Genomic DNA, 19,664 nt, shown 5'->3' with positions numbered 1-19,664 from the left:
CTTTACCCGTTAATATCTGTTTATTTTAAAGTTGAATAACGCACGATTGTTAATTTCGATCTGTCCATAGTGCGTAAGGTGATGCCAAATGCGCTAAAGGTTATTAAAAATAATATCAGGCTCCAGAACACTGGAATGAGCATCGTATCCAAAGAAATACCAATAGCACTTAGCAGCAGCGCCATAACGCTCATTATCATTAACGCCTGCCGCCCGCTAAACCCCACCCGCAGTAACACATGGTGCAAATGCTCCCGGTCCGGCTTGAACGGGCTGTCCCCTCTTCTGATACGCGCGATCATCACGCGCAGCATGTCCATCAGGGGAACGGCGATCAGCCAGAGCGCAGTGACCGGGCGCATCACCGCATCTTCACCCTGGGTGGCAATGATCAGTAACCAGATCACGGTAAAGCCAATCAGCGTACTGCCGGCATCACCCATAAAGACTTTAAACTTGCCGCCCCACGGGATGCCGAGGTTCAGCAGAATATAAGGCAAACAGGCGACCATCAGGCACAGGCACCACAGCGCCATATTATCCCGCTCGCCCATCCAGAACACCACAGCCAGCGCGCCAAAGGTTACCGAGGAAAGTGCCCCGAGCAGGCCATCAATGCCGTCAACCATATTAAAAGCATTAATTGCACCCACTACCGCCAGCAGCGTGACCGCATAGCCGATGATGCCTAAAACCAGCTCGTAGCCAAACAGGATGTTCCCTAAAGAATAGAGGTAGAGACCGTTGTACATCATGATGCTGGCTACCAGCGCCTGTAATGCCATGCGCGGCATTACGGGAAGGTCAAGTTTGTCATCCAGCACGCCGACAACAATAAGCAGCGTGGCGCAAACCATATAAATGCTGAAGTCAGGCAGCCAATCAGGCTGCATAACGTAAATAATCCATAGGGAAAGATAAACTGATACCCCGCCGACCAGCGGAATATGGCCGTTATGATGTTTCCGCGCGTTAGGTTTATCTACTAACCCTACTTTTTTGGCAATCTTGCGAGAGATAAAAAGTAGCGCCAGCGCTCCCAGAAAAACGAGCACGATTTCTTGCATGTTTGCACCAGTATTGAAATTGACCACAGTGACCTGAAAATGCCCACGCTACCGCCCCTGGCTTTAAGCAACCAGACGCTTCGCGGCTCAGGGCTCAAACAAGCATAGCCTGTGTGAGCAATAGGGTAATTTTTTCTCGCAACGCCATCAGAATGCACTGTAACCCTGCGCTAATAGTTTACGATTCTCGTACTATCGTCGCGTACAGACAAGCACAAAATGTCCTGTTTACCTGTTGAGTTATTGGCTTTCAACTAAAGAATGCATTGATTGTTTGCTTTGCAAACAAAGCGCTCAAAATATCAGCTTGCCGCACATCCCCTGATAAGGCTCAGGCTATTACCGCTGTGGCACGCTTTGTGATGCTATTTTATCCATTAACCTTCTCTACTAATACTCATGCCGTTTAGCAACGGTTTAACTCACACCTGAAACAGAAATGGCCTCTGTTTCCAGAAGCCATCGATATTCATTAATACGTTTTGCTCTGCGCCACGCTTTTAACTGAATCGTAAAAGCGTAACAGCCGACAATAAATCATAAGAGCAACTTACCCTTAACGGTAGCCGTTAGGATTTTTTGACTGCCAGTTCCAGGTATCGCGCATCATCTCATCGATACCGCGCGTTACACGCCAGTTCAACTCTTTATCAGCCAGCGTAGCGTCAGCCCAGAAGGCGGCTAAGTCGCCATCGCGGCGCGGTTTAATGTCAAAAGGAACCGGCTTGCCGGAGGCTTTTTCGAACGCCTTCACCATCTCCATCACCGAGTAACCTTTGCCAGCACCCAGGTTATAAGCTTTATAGCCCTGCAACTGTTCCAGGTGATCCAGCGCTTTTAAATGGCCTTCCGCCAGATCGACCACGTGAATGTAGTCACGCACGCCGGTGCCATCTTCCGTGGGATAGTCAGCACCGAAAATGCCGAGCTTATCAAGACGGCCGATCGCTACCTGGGCAATGTAGGGCAGCAGGTTGTTAGGAATGCCGTTAGGATCTTCACCGATTTCGCCAGACTCATGAGCACCTACCGGATTGAAGTAGCGCAGCGCGATCGCCTTAAACTGGCTGTCCGCTTTGGCGTAATCCTGCATGATCTGTTCAACCATCAGTTTTGAGGTGCCGTAAGGGCTGGTCGTGCCGCCAATAGGGGTCGTCTCAACGTAAGGCACCGGCGCGTTAGCGCCATAAACCGTGGCGGAAGAACTGAAGATGAAGTTATAAATGTTGGCGTTACGCATCTCTTCCAGCAGCACTACCGTACCCGAAACGTTATTTTCATAATATTCCAGCGGTTTGCGGGTCGATTCGCCTACGGCTTTCAGTCCGGCGAAATGGATAACGGCACTAATGCTATTGCTGGCAAAAATGTCGCGCAGGCAGGCGCGATCCAGAATATCACCCTCAACAAAAGTGGCTTTCTTTCCGGCCAGTTTTTCTACGCGATTGATCGATTCCCGCGAAGCATTACTGAGGTTGTCCATTACCACAACGTCGTCACCGCGCTGCAACAGCGCCAGCACCGTATGAGAGCCGATGTATCCCGCTCCGCCCGTTACCAAAATAGCCATGTGCACTCCTTTAATGCCGCGCAAAGGCGCGGCGTGTCATTGTGAGGAATTATTTTGCCAACAATTGTTTAATGGTTTCGCGGAAGGCCGCGCCCTGCTGCTTGCTGCGCAGGCCATAGCTGACAAACGCCTGCATGTAGCCCATTTTACGACCGCAGTCGAAGCTGTCACCTGTCATCAGGCAGGCATCAACCGGCTGTTTCTGGCTCAGGCTGGCGATGGCGTCCGTTAACTGAATACGGCCCCAGGCACCCGGCTCGGTTTTCTCAAGCTCAGCCCAGATATCCGCAGACAGAACGTAACGGCCCACTGCGGCCAGGTCAGAATGCAGCGTTTCCGGATGCTCAGGCTTTTCAACAAAACCGGTAATGGTGCTGACGCTGCCTTCATTTTCCAGCGGTTCTTGCGTCGAAATCACTGAATATTCTGACAGGTCGGCGCCCGGCATATGCTTCGCCAGCACCTGGCTGTGGCCGGTATCTTCAAAGCGCGCAACCATTGCGGCGAGATTATAGCGCAGGTGGTCAGCGGTAGACTCATCCATAATGACATCGGGCAGCACAACAACAAAAGGATTATCGCCGATCATAGGACGCGCGCAGAGTACCGAGTGGCCAAGGCCCAGCGGTTGCGCCTGACGAACGTTCATGATGGTCACGCCCGGCGGACAAATGGATTGTACTTCACTCAGCAGTTGACGCTTCACTCGCTGTTCCAGCAGCGCTTCAAGCTCATAAGTGGTATCAAAATGGTTTTCTACCGCGTTCTTTGACGCATGCGTGACCAGAACGATTTCCTTGATGCCGGACCTGACGATTTCATCAACAATGTATTGAATCATCGGCTTATCTACGATAGGCAGCATCTCTTTAGGAATGGCTTTTGTAGCAGGGAGCATATGCATACCGAGACCCGCAACGGGGATAACTGCTTTAAGCTTGGTCATATTTTTTCCATATAATGATGTGAAGACATTCAGCGATTATGCAATAAACAAGCAATCGTTAAGTATAATCTTATTCTGAAAATTTTCATCAGCAATAGTGTTAAAGAAACAAAGAATTAAAAGATCTGGTGCATCTCTGTCGAATAAATCAAATGCAGCCGGAAAAACCCTGAACAACAATAAATCTCTCCTGCCCTAATCAACTTATTTTATTACAGCAAGCATTATTCGCTGAGATTAATCTGATAAAATTTCCGGCGCTTAACGCAAGTGTAAAAAAGCGTTTTCTTTTATCTGATTTTAAATATTACATCTTCCAATTATCTGGCTTAAATGAATAATGAAACCTGGCGTTGTCATTCTTAAAAGGGTCAGAGATGAGCATTAATGAAAAAGCCAGTGAAGAACGTATCCACTCGCGACGTAAGGCGTTAACAAAAATTCTGGCTTCGGCCGCTGCCATCGGCACGCTCGGTAGCCTGACGCGCGCCAATGCGGCCCCCGCCTCCACGCCGTCGGCACCAGCGCCGGATAGCGTTGCCGGTAAAATCAATGGCGCGCCGGGCATTATCCTCGATCACGCGTCCACCTCATGGGCTAAAATTCGTAATGATATTCATCGCAGCAACGGCCCGGTCGATAATTACGCTGCTTTGCAACAGCTGGTTGAGGATAAGAAATACCTTACTATTGATACACCAGTCAGTATAAATAAATCCATTACGCTCACGGTAAAAAACCAAATAATTGAAGGGCGTGGCAATGGTATTATTACGCCACTGGCAAATATGGGTAATGAATTTTTGCTGGTGTTGAAAGCTGACGCGACGCAAATTCATGGCATAGTATTAGATAATCCTATGCTATTAAAAAGCGAAACCGGCGGTCGCCAGGGCGGAATTATGATTTCCGCGAACTATTGTGAAGTCTCTAACTGCTATTTTTATCGTATGCTGCAGTCGGTTATCGCCCCGGCTAGCTTTGGCGCTTACGGCACCAAAATCACTAACAACTGGTTTTTAGAGTGCCTGGGCGCCGGAACAGGTATGCGCGATCTGCATTCTAAACTGGGTGAGGATCGTGGCGATGCGGTAACCATCTGGGGCTCCGGCACGATCATGACCGGCAACCATGCCTACTGTAAGGCTGGCGAGGATGCTCGCCTGGCATTCCATGCTGAGGGGCTGCCGGGCGCACGCAAGCATGTGCGCGATTTCGATCACAAAGACATCATCATGGCGAACAACATGGCGAAGGGCAGCTTCCGTCGTCATTTCGCAATGGAAAACATCAATGGTGGTATCTCGATCGGGAATATCTCCATGGGCGGTGCCACCTGGTGGGGCGAAGCCTATATTCAGTGCAAAAATATCAACGTTAAGAACACCATTCGTTACAGCAACAGCCCGGATATACTGAACGGCAACGCCTGGCGGCCTATCAAAGCGGCGATCGCCGTGGTCAATTTCAACGAAGGCGTAAATATCGACAGCACCGTACTGATTGCCAAAGGTACCAAAGCCTACGGCTTCGCCATTGCAACCCAAACCGGCGATCATGACGTAACGCTGTCAGGCAGCATGATTAACGAAGGCGCTCGTACCAATACTGCGCTTTACCTGAATCAGCCGAAGCGCTTCCGCATTAATAATCTGGATACGCGCGGATTTGCCAGAGCTGCGCTGATTACTTCGAATCCTGACGTATTTATTTCCAGCAACAACAACTATCACGAGCTGAACGGTCAGGGTATTGGATTAGAGATGGCGCGTGGTAAAGGCGGCACTATCAACGTTAACGGCGACACTTACCTTAATGTCAGCACGGCATTTAAGCTGCCGAACCTGGATAATCTGAGTATTAAAAATACGCAGGTTAGCGGCGAAGGACGCTTCGCTAACCTGAGCGGCATTAGCCGGTCACTGACGATTAGCGACAATAGCGTCATTTCCGGCAACGAGATGCCCGTCGCGTATAGTAACGGCAGCTCGCCCGATATTGCCTGGACGGTACAAAACAATATTGGCATCAGAAGCAACTTTACCTACAGCAGCGATCAGCTCACATCAGCAAAATCACAGCTGAACCAGCGTAATAAATATGCCGGGAAAAATGTCTCGGTTAATAATAATTCGGTGTGGGTGGCGCTGGGTAATAATCCTGAAGCACCGTGGCTGAACCTGGCAACGCAGAAACAGGTGAAGCCGGCGTAAAAATCCGCCTTCTATGAAGGCGGCATTGATTACGCCCTGGAAGGGCGTACTAAAACCCTTAAAAAGAAGTCTCTGCCCGTCCTGTGAGATTTAAGTCCAAAGACAATAAGGCAGAGCCAAAACCCGTTGATGACCACGCCCATAGAACGTGGTGTTCAGATGCGGATAAAAAAAAGCCTCAGCGCTGGCGCTGAGGCTTTTTTCTTAAGGTCAGGCCGGTTTTTTACGATTCTTAATCATCGCTATGGCATGAGAAAATATCGCTAGCTTATGGCGAGGAATAAACATCATCACGTACAGGCCATAAATAACGGCGCCCGCAATAATATCCAGCACCAGTTTTTCCCAGCCGGTTTGCAAATGCAGCAGACGATCCATTGCAAACAGGCCCAGACACATCACCAGCGAACCGATGATCGGGCTAACAATCTGCGCCAGATACTCTTTCCAGGTTACATTCAGCAACGTGAGCGCGCACCAGGCCGAAACCGGATAGAGCAGCAGTGTGCGCAACGAGTAGGAAAGCGCCATCGCTACCAGCCCGTAACGGACAAAGATAAAGAAAATGGTGATATTGGTCACTGCGTAGAGCAGCGTCAGGCGCGACTGCCAGTCCGGGCGATCGCGGGCAAACATCACCGTATGGTTATAGTAGCCAATAGAGACGATAAAGCCGGTCGCGCTGACAATCTGCATAACCGGCACCGACTCCATCCACTTCTGCCCTAACAGCAGCCAGGTGACATCATGCGACAGGTAGCACAGGCCGATAAAGGCTGGCGCAGTAAGCAAAATGGTAAAAAAGGTGGCGTTCAGATAGTGAGATTTAAACTCATCCAGCTGATTTTTCACCCGCGAAAACGCCGGTAGCGAAACGCGCATCAGCGCGGTAGCCATTACCGTATTCAGCGTGTTCACGATACGTTTGCCTGCGGAATAGACCCCAGCTGCTGCGCTGCCCAGATAGTAAGTAATAAAGAAAATATCACTGTTCTGGTTAGCGAAGTTGGTCACGCCGCTGAGCGCTACGTGGCGGGAAAAGCGCATCGACTCTTTAAACGACGCAACGGAGAATTTCAGGCGCGGTTTCCACGGCGTGGCCAGCCACAACGTAATGGTCGCCACAACCGAGGTCACCACCTGCTGCATGACCAGACTGGTGATCCCCATGCCTTTCCATGCCAGATAAACGCCGACAATGCCGCCTAGCCCAATGGAGGTAATGGAACGAATCGCCAGCGAACGGAACAGCAGTCGATGCGTCAACCAGGCCTCATGTGTTTTACTCAGGCCGCTGACCAGAATAATCACGCTGGTGCCGCGAATCACATCGGCCAGCCCTGGAACATCCATCATATTTTCCAGCATGTTGGCCGAGAAGAAGACAATGAGAAACGCCGGAACCGCAAACATACAGCAGCTTAAAAAGGCGGTATTAAAGTCTTCGTCGGTCGGTTCATGCTTACGAATGATCGATGTCGCGATACTTTCAAATATGACCGTCCTGAACAGCTGGGTAATCAAAATGGACACGCTGAGCATGCCATAGAGATGCGGATCGAGTAAGCGCGCCAGCACCAGGAAGATAACAAAAGTGATGCCCTGCGCCGCCACGTTATCGAGGATTGACCAAACGGCGCCGGAAGCGACGCTGCCTTTTGGCGTGGGTTTATCTGACTGTTTTCTCACTGTAATGTCCTGATTAGTGGAAGGTTTCAGCGTTACGCGCGGGCAATGACTTCAACCTGGCGCAAACGCTCCTGCAATTTTTCCACGTTCTCATAAAACACTTTGTCGTCGCTGCGCTGGCCGCTAAGCTGGGCCGCCTGACGCAATTTCGCCGCCGCCTGGTCGATATAGCGATCGTTCCATTTCATATTGAAGCGCGTCTCTGCGCCGGTAAACAGGCGATCCGGCACCTCATGGGAGAAGTAGCGCGTATATTTCAGGTAGCGCGGCCACCAGGCGGTACTTTTCTGCTTGCGTACGCGAATAAATTCTTTAATGGCGTAATCAACGTCGGCATTTTTCAGGTGATAGTTCTCACCGTACAGCGCCAGCGTTCTGTCACGCATAGATTCACGGAAGGAGCTGCTGCCCAGCACCAGCGGCTGATAATGCTGATTAATCGTCTGCGTCCAGTCGAGCCATTTAAAGGTGTTGATCTGGCTGGAGCTAACCAGCGGCACCCACGGCACACGCATCGCATCGGCAATAATCGCGGCGTGCATAGCGTCAGCCAGGATCAGCCTGGCGTGACGAATACGGTTAATAATGGTTTTAGCATCACCCTGTGGGCTGATGTATTCGACGCCCGCGCGGCGACAGGCTTCTTCCCACTGACCTGTTTTTAACGCGTCATGATGAGGAATAAAAATAACGCCTTTGCGCTCGGCTTCCGGTACCGGCTGGAATTCCGCCAGCGTACTTAATAACGCCGCGCCATCAGTAATCGCTTTTTCTTTTGGCAGACCCAGCACGTGTGCAGTCAGCGGGCCGCGTACACTCAGAATATTCCAGCTTTCGTCGCCAAAGTTGGCTGGTGGGACGCCATAGCCGACGCCGCTGCTGAAAACGATCCATTTTTTAGCGGGGGGCAACGCAGAGCTGATAATAGTCCCAATACCGGCAAAGCGGCATTCTTCATTCTCATCAAATACCCCTGGTAATAAATCGTGCCACAGCCATTCGTTTAAATCGTCACCAAAGTTACCTGCGGCAGTTTTATAATAATGAACTTTCACTCTTCTCTCCTAAATAACCACCAATGATTAAAAACGTTAAAAGGTTAATCGAACGCCATTAATGGCGATCTTTCCCTTTTTTAAAGCGGGGAAATTTATCCTTTTTTCAGAATATGCTTACCCATGCGCCCCAACAGAACCAGCGTATACGGTGATGCAAACAGCATGACATTAAGGATATTTATTTTTTTATTTAACGTAGGGGATACAGAGTAAAACTCACGAAATGAGAGATGCGAACGGCATTTTTTAATCGCCTGTACCGCAGCGGAAAAGCTTACGGCACGTGAAACGGCCATAAATGCGACGCGCGCAATAACAGAATATTTATGACGCAGGAAAATTTTATGTTCTTCCTTATTTTTCCATACGCTGCCCGTCAGCTGGTCAGTCAGAGGCAGGTAATCTAAACGCATGGTTGCTTTATCCCAGGACTTTTTGGTCAGCGATTGAGGCCGTTGGATGTAATGGTAAAGGGGCTCTGCGGTGAAGGACATAGTCATATTCTTATTAAAGATAAGAATCAACACTTCGTAATCTTCGAAAATGATCTTCTTTTCATCGAAGGTGATACCATCAAACAGCTCGCGTTTAAAGAGCTTATTCCAGAGAAAGCCGGGGATCTCCCCTTCCAGCATAGCAATTAATGCCTGCTTGCCGGTCAGCGTACCGGCAGGCGCAAAGCGGTTAGTGACTTTTTTACTGCTGCCGTCTTCGCTTTCATAAAAATAGAGACACTGAGAAACATCTGCCTGCTTTTTTTCCAGCGTATTGACCAGTAAAGCGATCATATTGCTTTCCAGATAATCATCGGAATCCAGGAAGGCAATATAGTCGCCGCTGGCGGCGGCAACCAGCCGATTACGGGTTGCAGAAACGCCAAGATTAGGCTGATTCTGCTGAAGAACAAAGCGCACGTCTGGATGATTATCGCGTACCGCCTCTACCAGCGCGAACGTATTATCCGTTGAGCAATCATCGATAATAACGATTTCGAGATTTTTATAACTCTGGTTAATAATCGAAAGCAGCGTTTTCTCGATAAACTTTTCGCAGTTATAGACTGGGATCAGTACACTTACTAAAGCTTCAGTAGACATCGCACGATCTCTCTTACTCAATTTTTTATCTGACATCAGCGCCACACTCATGCAGGCTGTTGCCCGCTAATTAATGCGATTAGGCTGTCATAAGATTTTTTCTTATCGAACTCTTGCTCAACCTTGTAACGTGCCGCCTTAAGCATCGGCATCAAATCAGGTTTTTCATCCGCGATTTTAGCGATGACATCAGCCAACGCAGCGGCATCCTTTTCTTTAATCAGCCAGCCATTCTTGCCATCTTCAACCAATTCAGGAATACCGCTGTGCCAGGTAGAAACTACTGGAATTCCACGCGCCATCGCTTCCATCAATGCCACCGGCACCCCTTCCATATCACCGTCTTCCGCCGTTTGCGAAGGCAGCATAAAAACATCTGATTCACGCAGAAACTGGTTAATCACCTGCGGCGACTGGAAACCGTGCAGAATGACATGGTCCTGCAGACCGTAACGGGCGATGGTCTGCTCAACCTCATCGCGCTGCGGGCCGTTGCCCAGCACATTGTAGATAAAGGAATAACCGCCTTCTTTCAGGATGCGGCATGCTTCCAGGGAGGTGAAAATGCCCTTTTTATCGGTCAAACGGGCAATCGTCAGCAGGCGGATCGGCTCGCCAATCTGGGTCAGTGGTGAAAAGTCGAAATCTTCAGTATCAATACCGACGCGCATAATATGCGTTTTGGCCGCATCGCCGCCCAATGAGCGAATGCGTTCCGCCCATAGTCGGCTAATAGGCAGAATAAATTTACTGTCCTGAAACAGCTCTCTGTAATCCTCTGCGTAGGTTTCCAGAATACGGTGAGTGGAAATATCGTAGCCGTGAAAGATTGTTGCCAGCTCGCCTTTCAGGACGCCAAATTTACGTAGCTTATTTGCCAGTACGCCAGCGGTGCCGAAATGTGCGATAAACAGATCGGCATGATAACTCTGTTTATTAGCGGCAATAATCGCCGGCAGAGAGAGATTTTTGGAGCTGTAGCCATACTTTTTGTAGTTAAGGGCTGGCAGCACGTTGAATTTTGCCTGCACCAATCCTTTCACAATGGTTTTCAAACGACTCATGGCGCGAGCGCTGGTTTTATTTTCTTCAGCAGATAATAAATAGTGCGTTTTTTGCAACAGCGCATAGCGATCTTTCTTTGCAAATTCTTCAATTGCCGGTCCAGGCAGCACCGCAATTATTTCGACATCAAATCCTCTTTCTATAAAATAGGTTATCTGGTTTATTACAAATGTTTCTGAAGGCACCGGAAAAGTATAAACAAAAAAAGAGATTTTCATTGCCACCTCTGTCTACGATAGCTAAATACCTAAAAAAAAGGAGATAACCCATCTTCGTTAAAGATGGCACCTCCTTATTTTTTAAGCAAATATAATCGTAAAGCTCATTCAGCGTCGCCAAAAATGACGAGCGGCACATTCCTTGCCTTAACGCTGTTTCGCTAAATATAGATTAAAATCCTGCTATCCTGTCAGAAAATCAATGTATCGCTTTGCTGGCTTACCTGCAAGAGTAAACCAGCCTGCTTTTATTTACTGTTGAAAATTAAACAAGTATTTTTTAATAAGCTGTTTTACTGATAAAGCCTTTAAAGAGAGTCAGAAAAATAATGCGCATATCAAGCCACAGGCTCCAGTCACGGATGTACTGCAGATCGAACTCAACACGTTTTTCCATTTTTTCCAGCGTATCGGTCTCACCACGCCAGCCATTAATTTGTGCCCAGCCGGTAATGCCTGGTTTCACCTTATGGCGCAGCATATAGCCCTGAATAATCGAGCGATATTGTTCATTATGAGCAACGGCATGCGGACGCGGCCCAACAATAGACATATCGCCTTTTAATACATTGATGAACTGCGGCAGCTCATCCAGCGAGGTAGAGCGTAAAATACGACCAATAGGTGTAATACGCGCATCGCCTTTCGTGGCCTGGGTAACCGTATCGCCATTCTCCATCACCGACATTGAGCGGAACTTCCACACTTTAATCGGCTTACCGTCCATGCCATAACGCACCTGACGGAAAATCACCGGGCCCGGCGAGGTGAATTTAACCAGCGCGGCAATGGTCAACAGCGCAGGAGAGATAAACAACAGAATACAGGATGAAACCACGATATCTTCGATACGCTTCAACACCATATTGATGCCATTCATTGGCGTTTCAAACAGCGGCACCACCGGCACGCCATTAATTTCTTCGGTGCGCGACTGAAGAATATTAAAGGTGAAAATATCCGGGATAAGCATTACCGAACAGGTGGTGTCAGAAAGTTTGTTCACCAGCTCGCGGATCGCCATTTCTTCTGACATCGCCATGGCGATATAAATTTTATCCAGTTTCCCTTCCCGGGCATCAACCAACAGCTGCTCAAGATTGCCGCAGTAGTTGATATTGCCAGCATCACTACGAGATTCATTAGCAACGTCAGAATAAAGCCCGACAACGTTCATACCCATCCAGGGTGCGTTAATGAAACTATTAGCAAGTGAAACGCCAATGGGCATATTTCCGACGATGGCGACATTGCGCGTATTGTATCCCAGCTTGCGAATAATACGGGCAAAATAGCGAATTGCCAGACGGCAGGCGATAAAACCGATCGCCACAATCCCAAACCACAACAAATAAGCTTTAAAATTAAGATCCAGATCGCTGACGAACGACATCACGCCTGCAGTAATCAAAATACTTAATGCCCAGTTTTGCAAAATAAGCTGTAGCTCGTGGGCGAAACTCACACCGCGCCAGGAGCGATAAAAATCAGTAATACCGCCAATCATCTGGAATAATGCCAGAGCGGTAAGTGAAAGTAGCCACCAGGATGATGAAAAAGACTGGGATTCAATGCGTGCTAAAATATACAGCCCGGTAAACATCACAAAAATGTCAGAAAAACGCTGTATTATGGAAATAATCGACGCGTTAGTACGGGTACGAAATCCACTCGCCGTCATCATTTTATTATCATCCCTGCCTAATTCATGCATGATTGAAGACATGTCTTAGACCTCGCTAGTTAATTGGTGTTCAACGTTTCAGTATGTCGGCATATAAACCATGCGTTTTGGCTATCATAGCCTGCGAAGTAAAGTTATTGGTAAATAATTGATTTCCTTTTCGCCCCTTTTCCCTCAAATCAGATTTATCCAGGCGGTTTAGTACAGAAAGTAAGGAGTCAGAGTCACCGTTTTTAAACAGATAACCCGTTTCATTATTAATTACCACTTCCGGCAGTGAAGTTGCGTCACTGGCAATAATTGGCACTGAATAGCTCATTGCCTCCAGCGGCACCATCGCGAACCCTTCCCAACGGCTGGGAATGACCAGCACATCCGCCGCGATAAAATAAGGTTCCATCTGGCTGGCTTTAAGCCAGCCGGTATACTCCGCCCCCGGCAGCTTTTCAATTTTCTCGGCGCTGTGTACGCTGTCGCCAATCAACGTCAGGTGAATATTGGGATTTTGATTACGCTTCATGGCATTCAGTAAAATATCGTAGCCTTTCTGGTAATCAAAACGCCCAACAAACAGCACGTTAATACGCGGATCGGCTAGCGTATCCGCCTTGACGATCTGCCGTTCAGCCACGCCGTTATGAATCACTACCAGCTTATCAGCGCTAATGCCGTGCGCCTTTGCCTGGTCAGCTTCATACTGACTGACGCAAATAATGGCGTCCGTCATTGGCAGCAACGCTTTTTCGATAAAGGAATAGATCTTTTTCTTACCGTTACTGGTCTGCATCAGGAAGCTAAATGCATGCGGGCAGTAAACCACTTTCGGACGAACAACAGGCCACAGCAACAGCAAACAGGCACGGCCAATAACGCCGGCAAAGGAACTGTGAAGATGCACCACGTCGGGCTTGAATTTGATTACCGTGCGGCAAAACGCAGCGGCAAATGAAAACAGCGCGCCGACCGACCGGCCCTTACGTTGCCATTTCACGACGTTTTCTGCATGTGCCGTATCCAGTTCTCCGGCCTGATCCGCCGGGATCAGGCACTGGATTTGATAACTGTTCTTCTCATCCTGTTGTGCCGCAACGAGTTGTTTTAAAACTGTGGCAACGCCACCTTTTATTGTCTCTGCAGCATGGAGGATTTTCATTTACTCTTCCTTTTTGAATTTCCCAAAACTTAAATAGACGTAAAACATTAATGGATAGAATGGCGACAGGTGACGCAGGTAGCTGCCATAATCTGGTTCAAACAGGCTCTGAATAACCGTGTAGGAAATAATCGCCAGCGCAAACACCACAACCAGCGGATAGGTTCTGTCCTGCAGGGCGGCATGAAGCGTTTGCCAGATTCTTCTGAACATCAAAATAATAAAGGTAGAAATAACCACATAATAAGGTGACAACATTAAAATCAGTGGGAACGGGAAAAAGAATGTTATCCACGTCAGACTAACGTTTAACCAGCCAAATAACGGATTACCGGCCGGGAACCAGGGACGAATCAGGGTATTGCTACCGTCACCTTCTCTCTCCAGTCGGTGTTCATTCACTTCATTACGGAAATTATCTACGTCAATGCCTAAACCATACTGGAAGCCAAGCGCCAGTACCAGCAGCGAAAGCAGACATAAAATAAATATCCACTTTCCTTTATGGACATAACGCGACATTAACAGCAGGGCATAAAACTCTATTAAAAACAGGAACCAGTATGTCCTGAAATAATAGGCGTAGAACAGAGCAAAGCAGGTCCATATTAATAGCCCGGCAGTACGATTCGCAAAGGTGATGAGCAACGGCATCATCATCAAAAATACGATAAAGTCTTTACTCTGCCACGTCAGGTTAATCATTGAAGAAAAGCAAAAAAACAAGAACACGCCGATATCAAATATATTCATCGAACCACCGCGCACCTTGATGAAAATAAACACAAAGGTGCTGATGATGAGAATGGCTGAAATCAGCGCAAATACAATCGAGCTTTGTTCAAATCCCAACAGTTTATAAAAGTAAGCTGTGCTGCCGTAGGAGTTTCCGGGGCCGAAGCTATAGGTAAACTTCATAAAGCTAAAGATGGTGATTTGGTCTGAAAAGAAGTACGGTTTCATCACCGACTCTTTTACTAACGCCACTCCCACCATCATCAACATCATAAATAAGAACAGCATAAAGGTCATATGTGGATCGAAATAGAGATAGCGATTCTTTCTTATACCTATCTTCATCGATAAAAATTTCATTTTATTTTCGCCATTCCAATTGCTGTTTTAAATCACTTCCCCGGAACAAAACGTTTCGCGGTAATAGTGGCTAACTTTTTAAATCTTTCATTCATCATCGCCATAAAATGGCTGAATTTAATTTTTCTCGACAGCAGCAGCTTTAAATAGATAGCCACGCCTTTCGATTTTTCATTAGAGAGCAAATAACTGTCGGCAATAATCTTTGCGTAGAAGCCGAACCAGATATAGCTGGGTACGCGCTTTTTAATGCTCTCCAGCCAGATTAACGATTTATCGCGTTTACCGTCGGAAGAGATACGCGCGGTAGAGTCCGAATCGTCATAAATGGTCAGCGGCAGGTCGAGATAAAAAAAGCTGGCTCCCCTCTCCTGCAGACGCAGGGCGAAATCCCAGTCCTGATGTTTACGCAGCGTAGGATCAAACTGCGTTTGTTTGGCTATCGCGGCGTCCAGCAGTAGCGTACTGGTTTGAAAATCGTTGCCCAGCAGCAGGAACTCCATGATCGAGGAATATTTTTTCAGGTCTTTATTCCGTCGCAGGTGCATGCCCTCAGGACGCTTATTATATTTAGCCGTCATGCAAACGCGGTTTTTACCCGGCTGCTGGCGTAAATAGGCCAGTTGTTTTTCCAGCTTCTCTGGCACCCACTCATCGTCGGAATCGAGCAAGGCGATAAACTCACCGCTGCTGCGCTCAATTCCTTCATTGCGCGGACGCGTGCCGCTGCTGTTTTGCGCCAGCTGAATAAAATGTACGCGCTCATCTTTAACGCCCGCCATGACCTCAGCGGTATTATCCGTGGAAGCATCATCCACCACGAACACTTCGATGTTACGCCAGGTTTGATTTAAAACGCTGTTTAGGGTTTTTAAAATGATGTCGGCACGATTATAGGTGGGAATAACAACGCTGATTAAAGGCGTAGACTCAGTCATAACATCAGTCTCAATGTGATTCGTTTTAAAAACCTTAAAAGGCCAGCCGCGAACGGCTGGCACTCTCGTTTTACGGCTTGGTTGATTCGTAGCTATAGTGGTAATAGCCATAACCGTAGGCGCTGGCAGCTTTTTTCACCACCAGGTTCAGAATGGCGCCTTTAATCTCAATACCGTTCTGCTCAAAGCGACGAACGCTGACTTCAATCTCTTTCACCGTGGATTTCTCAAATCCTGCCACCACCATACTGGTGCCGGCCTGCATACCGATAATGGCCGCATCGGTCACCGCCAGAATCGGCGGGGTATCGATAATCACGATATCGTACTGCTTCTGCACGTTGGCCATCAGGTCGATAAACTTCTGACTCATCAGCAGTTCAGACGGGTTAGGCGGCAGCTGACCGCGCGGAATAAAGTCCAGCCCGCTGACGTTAGTGGGTCGAATCGCCTGCTGCAGCGTTGCCTGATTTGACAGCAGGTCAGACAGACCGTGACGGTTATCGGTATTAAACAGCTCGTGCGAATAGCCTTTACGCATATCGCCATCAATAAACAGTACGCGCTGGCCTGACTGTGCAACCACGGCGGCCAGGTTAGTGCTGATAAAGGTTTTACCGATATCCGGGCTGCTACCGGAGATCATGACGATATTGTTAGGCGCATCCAGCATAGCGAAGTGCATGGTAGTACGCAGACTACGTACCGCTTCAACCGCCAGATCCGTTGGGTTTGCCAGCGCCAGCAACTCACCGCCGCGTATCGCTTTTTTGCCCTTATCTTTGCCCAGCATCGCCAGCTTACGATCGCGTTGCTGCTGCCATTCAGAGATAGGAATACTGGCGTATACGTTGATGCCGCTGTTTTCCAGCTGCTCCGGGCTCTCGATGCCACGAATCAGAATGGTTTTCATCAGCACGTAGATGGTGGAAGCCAGCAGGCCCAGCACCAGAGAAACGGCGATGATAATGGCAGAGCGCGGAGCGATCGGCTTGTTCAGCACCAGTGCCGGGTCAACGATACGTACGTTACCCACGGTGCTGGCTTTGTTGATGCTCAGCTCTTGCTGCTTGTTCAGCAGCTGCATGAACACCGCCTGGCCTGCATCGACATCACGCGTCAGACGAATAATTTCTTGCTGAGTGCGCGGCAGGGCTGAAACTTTACCCTCCAGCGATTTTTTCTCATCCCGCAGCGTCTTACGCTTTTCCAACAGCGTGCGATAGGCCGGGTGCTCTTTGGTATAGAGCTTGGAGATTTCCGCCTCACGGAAAGTCAGTTCGTTCAGCTGGTTATCCACATTAACCATGGTATCCAGCATCGACTTGGCTTCCAGCGTCAGATCCACTGAATCGTTTTGCTGACGGAACGCGTTCAGTTTGTTCTCAGCATCATCCAGCTTCTGACGCACCTGCGGCAGCTGACGTTGAATAAAATCGAGGCTCTTTTGCGCTTCCTCAGATTTACGTTCAACGTTTTGCAGCAGATAGTTTTCCGTAATGGCGCGCAGCGTATCCTGCGTCAACTGCGGATCGGAACCGTTCAGGGTTAATGCCAGCACGCCGGTATCTTTGCCCTGATCCACCACGCTCAGACGGCCTACCAAATCATTGTAGGTCGGCAGATAGCCATTTTTCTGCACAACAAAGGCGTCGCCCGGCCCGGCATTGGTGTCAGAGACGAGGATTTTTACTTTGCCCTGCCCTACATACTGGCCTACTTTGCCTTTTACCAGTTCACCGTCTTCGCCAGAGAGGGTAAAGGTGTGGTTCTCACCGATAACCAGCTCAAGCTTCTGACCGATCAGTTCCGGCGGTAATTCCAGACGAGAAACGGCGAGTTTTTTATCGTCGTTGCCCATCAGGCGCGCCCAGCCAGCACCCACAACCGGCAGATATTTCGGCGCGACGGTGGTTTGCAGGTTAAGATCTTCGATGGTTTTACCCAGCACCATCCGGGACATGATCAGACCAATCTGCGCATCTGAAGCCGGTTTGGTATCCGGCATCAGATTGGAGAGTTGAGTCATCACCAGGCTGCCCTGGTTTTGTTCAACCTGTACCAGCGCATCGGCCCGATAAACCGGGGTGGCGAGGATGGAGTAGATAATACCTATTACTGCGAATAGTGCGGTTACGCCAATAATGAGCCAGCGATGATCGATAATTGAACCGTATAAACGGGCTACATCGATTTCATCTTTGGCATCTGCAATTTTCTGCGAGCTATCTGATTTTTTGTTGACCATTATTATGCCTGATTATCGATTTAATGCGTGGGCCCATTTCTGAGCGGCGTCATCCAATAAAAGGTATACAGATTCAAAAGCCTCTATACTTTTTCGATATGGATCCGGGATTTCACGACCTGCGCACCAATGACCAAACAGCATGGTTTTGCCGCGAACTTCCGGGGCGATATTACTGATGTCATTGATATGCTGTTTTTCCATCACCAGGATCAGATCGTTTTCTCTGCACATGGCTGAAGTGATTTTGCGGGCGCGGTGCCCTTCCAGCGAGAGATCGTGTTGCTCTGCCACCTTGATGGCGTTTTCATCTGCTGGATAGTTCACCAGCGCGCCTAATCCTGCTGATTCAACTTTCACATCCGGGCAGTAGCGTTTTAGTAATCGTTCGCCAGTTGGCGAACGGCAGATATTGCCCACGCAGACAATGAGAATTGAATTAAACATATTCATCACCAGTTTTTGATATCTCTCGCTGAGTTGATGCTGTAGCGAACACTGTTGATGGTAGGCAGCAACTGATTGATGACGCGGTTCCAGCGGGTAAGCGGTGTTGCGGTCACGTAGACGATGTCATACGGCTGCAGCTGGAATTCCGTGCCCAGTACCATCGCGGTCGCATCAGCAGTATTAAGCTGATAGATATTCGCAACCTTGCCGCCCTGTTCGCGGTTCGGACGAATAACAAACACGCCGGTGGCGTTAGAGACATCCTGGTTCAGCCCTTCCGCATTGCCCAGTGCTTCCGTCAGCGTCATGCCGCTGCGATCCATTTTCAACGTCTGCTGGCGGTTCACTTCGCCCATGACAAAGATTTTCAGTTCGTCATTGCGCGGCACGTACAGAATATCGCCCGGATAGAGCAGGCGGTTTTGCGTCAAATCGCCGTTCTGCATCAGCGCCTGCAGAGAAATACGTTGTTCACGGCCATTGTGGGTCAGCACCACGTTACGCCAGTCGGCGTCTGCGGAGAGACCGCCTGCGGCGTTAATCGCATCCAGGACGGTCAACGGGATATTGGTGATTTCCTGTTTACCAGAGGTACCGACTTCGCCGGTAACGTAGACCTTTTGCGAACGGAAAGCCGCGATATTTACATCAACCTGCGGGCTTTCAATATAGCTGGCCAGACGACTCTGCAGCTCGCTGCGCACTTGCTGGATGGTTTTACCGGCGACCTTTACCTTACCGATGTAAGGATAATAGATGGTGCCATCTGAATGGACCCAGTTACCGGTGTCGCTGGCGCTGCGGTACTGGCCGGCTGGAGTCGTCAGCTCCGGGTGATCCCAAACGGTAACGCTCAACACATCGCCTACGCCGATACGATACTCATAGTTAGCCAGCTCACGATCGAGCTGCGGGTTCGGCTGGGCAACAATAGGTTTTCTGCGCAGCTGCTCGACCAACATCGGGGTAAGAGGAAAGACGTTAACCATTTTGTTGATGTCATAATCAGCGTCCTGCTGCTTGATAACATCTTTACCGCTGGTAGAAACATTTTGCCCTGGGACTACGGTACAGCCACTGATAAGTGAGATTGACACCAGTAACGGAGCCAACTTTAGTTTCGTTTTCATCATTGAATTATCATCACTATTGCTGATTTATTGTCTAAAGCGG

At 48.8% G+C, this 19,664-nt stretch carries 15 protein-coding genes; 1 reads left to right on the top strand and 14 read right to left on the bottom strand.

Features of this window, described 5'->3' with window-relative positions; translation table 11 throughout:
- Window positions 1–20: 20 nt before the first annotated feature.
- The 3 genes from wecA to galF all read right to left on the bottom strand — a co-directional run bounded on the left by wecA (window position 21) and on the right by galF (window position 3,583).
- Window positions 21–1,067 (bottom strand): UDP-N-acetylglucosamine--undecaprenyl-phosphate N-acetylglucosaminephosphotransferase, encoded by a 1,047-nt coding sequence (gene wecA, locus ACQE3Y_RS02635; RefSeq protein WP_426980790.1) that lies wholly within the window; start codon window positions 1,065–1,067, stop codon window positions 21–23.
- A gap of 556 nt (window positions 1,068–1,623) precedes the next feature.
- On the bottom strand, window positions 1,624–2,637 hold the full coding sequence (gene galE / locus ACQE3Y_RS02630; RefSeq protein ID WP_426972037.1) for a UDP-glucose 4-epimerase GalE: 1,014 nt from the start codon (window positions 2,635–2,637) through the stop codon (window positions 1,624–1,626).
- A 49-nt stretch (window positions 2,638–2,686) separates the two neighbouring features.
- Window positions 2,687–3,583, bottom strand: a complete 897-nt coding sequence (galF, locus tag ACQE3Y_RS02625; protein ID WP_426972036.1) for a UTP--glucose-1-phosphate uridylyltransferase GalF — start codon at window positions 3,581–3,583, stop codon at window positions 2,687–2,689.
- Between the two features lie 377 nt (window positions 3,584–3,960).
- Between galF and ACQE3Y_RS02620 the strand changes: the two genes are divergently transcribed.
- Complete coding sequence (locus ACQE3Y_RS02620; RefSeq protein ID WP_426972034.1) at window positions 3,961–5,796, top strand: hypothetical protein; 1,836 nt, start codon at window positions 3,961–3,963, stop codon at window positions 5,794–5,796.
- Between the two features lie 210 nt (window positions 5,797–6,006).
- Here the strand turns inward: ACQE3Y_RS02620 and ACQE3Y_RS02615 are convergent, their stop codons facing one another.
- The 11 genes from ACQE3Y_RS02615 to ACQE3Y_RS02565 form a co-directional block, all read right to left on the bottom strand.
- Window positions 6,007–7,485, bottom strand: coding sequence for a lipopolysaccharide biosynthesis protein (locus ACQE3Y_RS02615; protein ID WP_426972033.1), 1,479 nt, complete (start codon window positions 7,483–7,485; stop codon window positions 6,007–6,009).
- Window positions 7,486–7,517: 32 nt separating this feature from the next.
- Window positions 7,518–8,540, bottom strand: coding sequence for a polysaccharide pyruvyl transferase family protein (locus ACQE3Y_RS02610; protein ID WP_426972032.1), 1,023 nt, complete (start codon window positions 8,538–8,540; stop codon window positions 7,518–7,520).
- Between the two features lie 95 nt (window positions 8,541–8,635).
- Window positions 8,636–9,640 (bottom strand): glycosyltransferase family 2 protein, encoded by a 1,005-nt coding sequence (locus tag ACQE3Y_RS02605; RefSeq protein WP_426972031.1) that lies wholly within the window; start codon window positions 9,638–9,640, stop codon window positions 8,636–8,638.
- Between the two features lie 47 nt (window positions 9,641–9,687).
- The gene (locus ACQE3Y_RS02600; protein WP_426972030.1) at window positions 9,688–10,923 is read right to left on the bottom strand and encodes a glycosyltransferase; all 1,236 of its coding nucleotides are present in this window, start codon (window positions 10,921–10,923) and stop codon (window positions 9,688–9,690) included.
- A 280-nt stretch (window positions 10,924–11,203) separates the two neighbouring features.
- Window positions 11,204–12,604, bottom strand: coding sequence for an undecaprenyl-phosphate glucose phosphotransferase (gene wcaJ, locus ACQE3Y_RS02595; RefSeq protein ID WP_085072328.1), 1,401 nt, complete (start codon window positions 12,602–12,604; stop codon window positions 11,204–11,206).
- A 73-nt stretch (window positions 12,605–12,677) separates the two neighbouring features.
- Window positions 12,678–13,760, bottom strand: a complete 1,083-nt coding sequence (locus tag ACQE3Y_RS02590; RefSeq protein WP_426972029.1) for a glycosyltransferase — start codon at window positions 13,758–13,760, stop codon at window positions 12,678–12,680.
- A complete protein-coding gene (locus tag ACQE3Y_RS02585) occupies window positions 13,761–14,840 on the bottom strand; it encodes a hypothetical protein (RefSeq protein ID WP_426972028.1) in 1,080 nt (359 codons plus the stop codon). It lies immediately after the preceding gene.
- 47 nt (window positions 14,841–14,887) lie between these two features.
- Entirely contained in the window at window positions 14,888–15,793 is a 906-nt protein-coding gene (locus ACQE3Y_RS02580; protein WP_250650323.1) for a glycosyltransferase family 2 protein, read from the bottom strand.
- 70 nt (window positions 15,794–15,863) lie between these two features.
- Window positions 15,864–18,041: a tyrosine-protein kinase Wzc gene (wzc, locus tag ACQE3Y_RS02575; RefSeq protein ID WP_426972026.1), complete on the bottom strand. Its 2,178-nt coding sequence runs from the start codon at window positions 18,039–18,041 to the stop codon at window positions 15,864–15,866.
- 12 nt (window positions 18,042–18,053) lie between these two features.
- Entirely contained in the window at window positions 18,054–18,488 is a 435-nt protein-coding gene (locus tag ACQE3Y_RS02570; RefSeq protein WP_250650325.1) for a protein tyrosine phosphatase, read from the bottom strand.
- 5 nt (window positions 18,489–18,493) lie between these two features.
- The gene (locus ACQE3Y_RS02565) at window positions 18,494–19,624 is read right to left on the bottom strand and encodes a polysaccharide export protein (protein ID WP_426980789.1); all 1,131 of its coding nucleotides are present in this window, start codon (window positions 19,622–19,624) and stop codon (window positions 18,494–18,496) included.
- Between the last annotated feature and the right edge of the window lie 40 nt (window positions 19,625–19,664).

Origin of the sequence: Pantoea sp. FN0305 (assembly GCF_050113845.1) — a bacterium.
Lineage (GTDB): Bacteria > Pseudomonadota > Gammaproteobacteria > Enterobacterales > Enterobacteriaceae > Mixta > Mixta alhagi.
The sequence above is the reverse complement of the archived record's forward strand: the minus strand, read 5'-3'. Positions and strand labels throughout refer to the sequence as shown.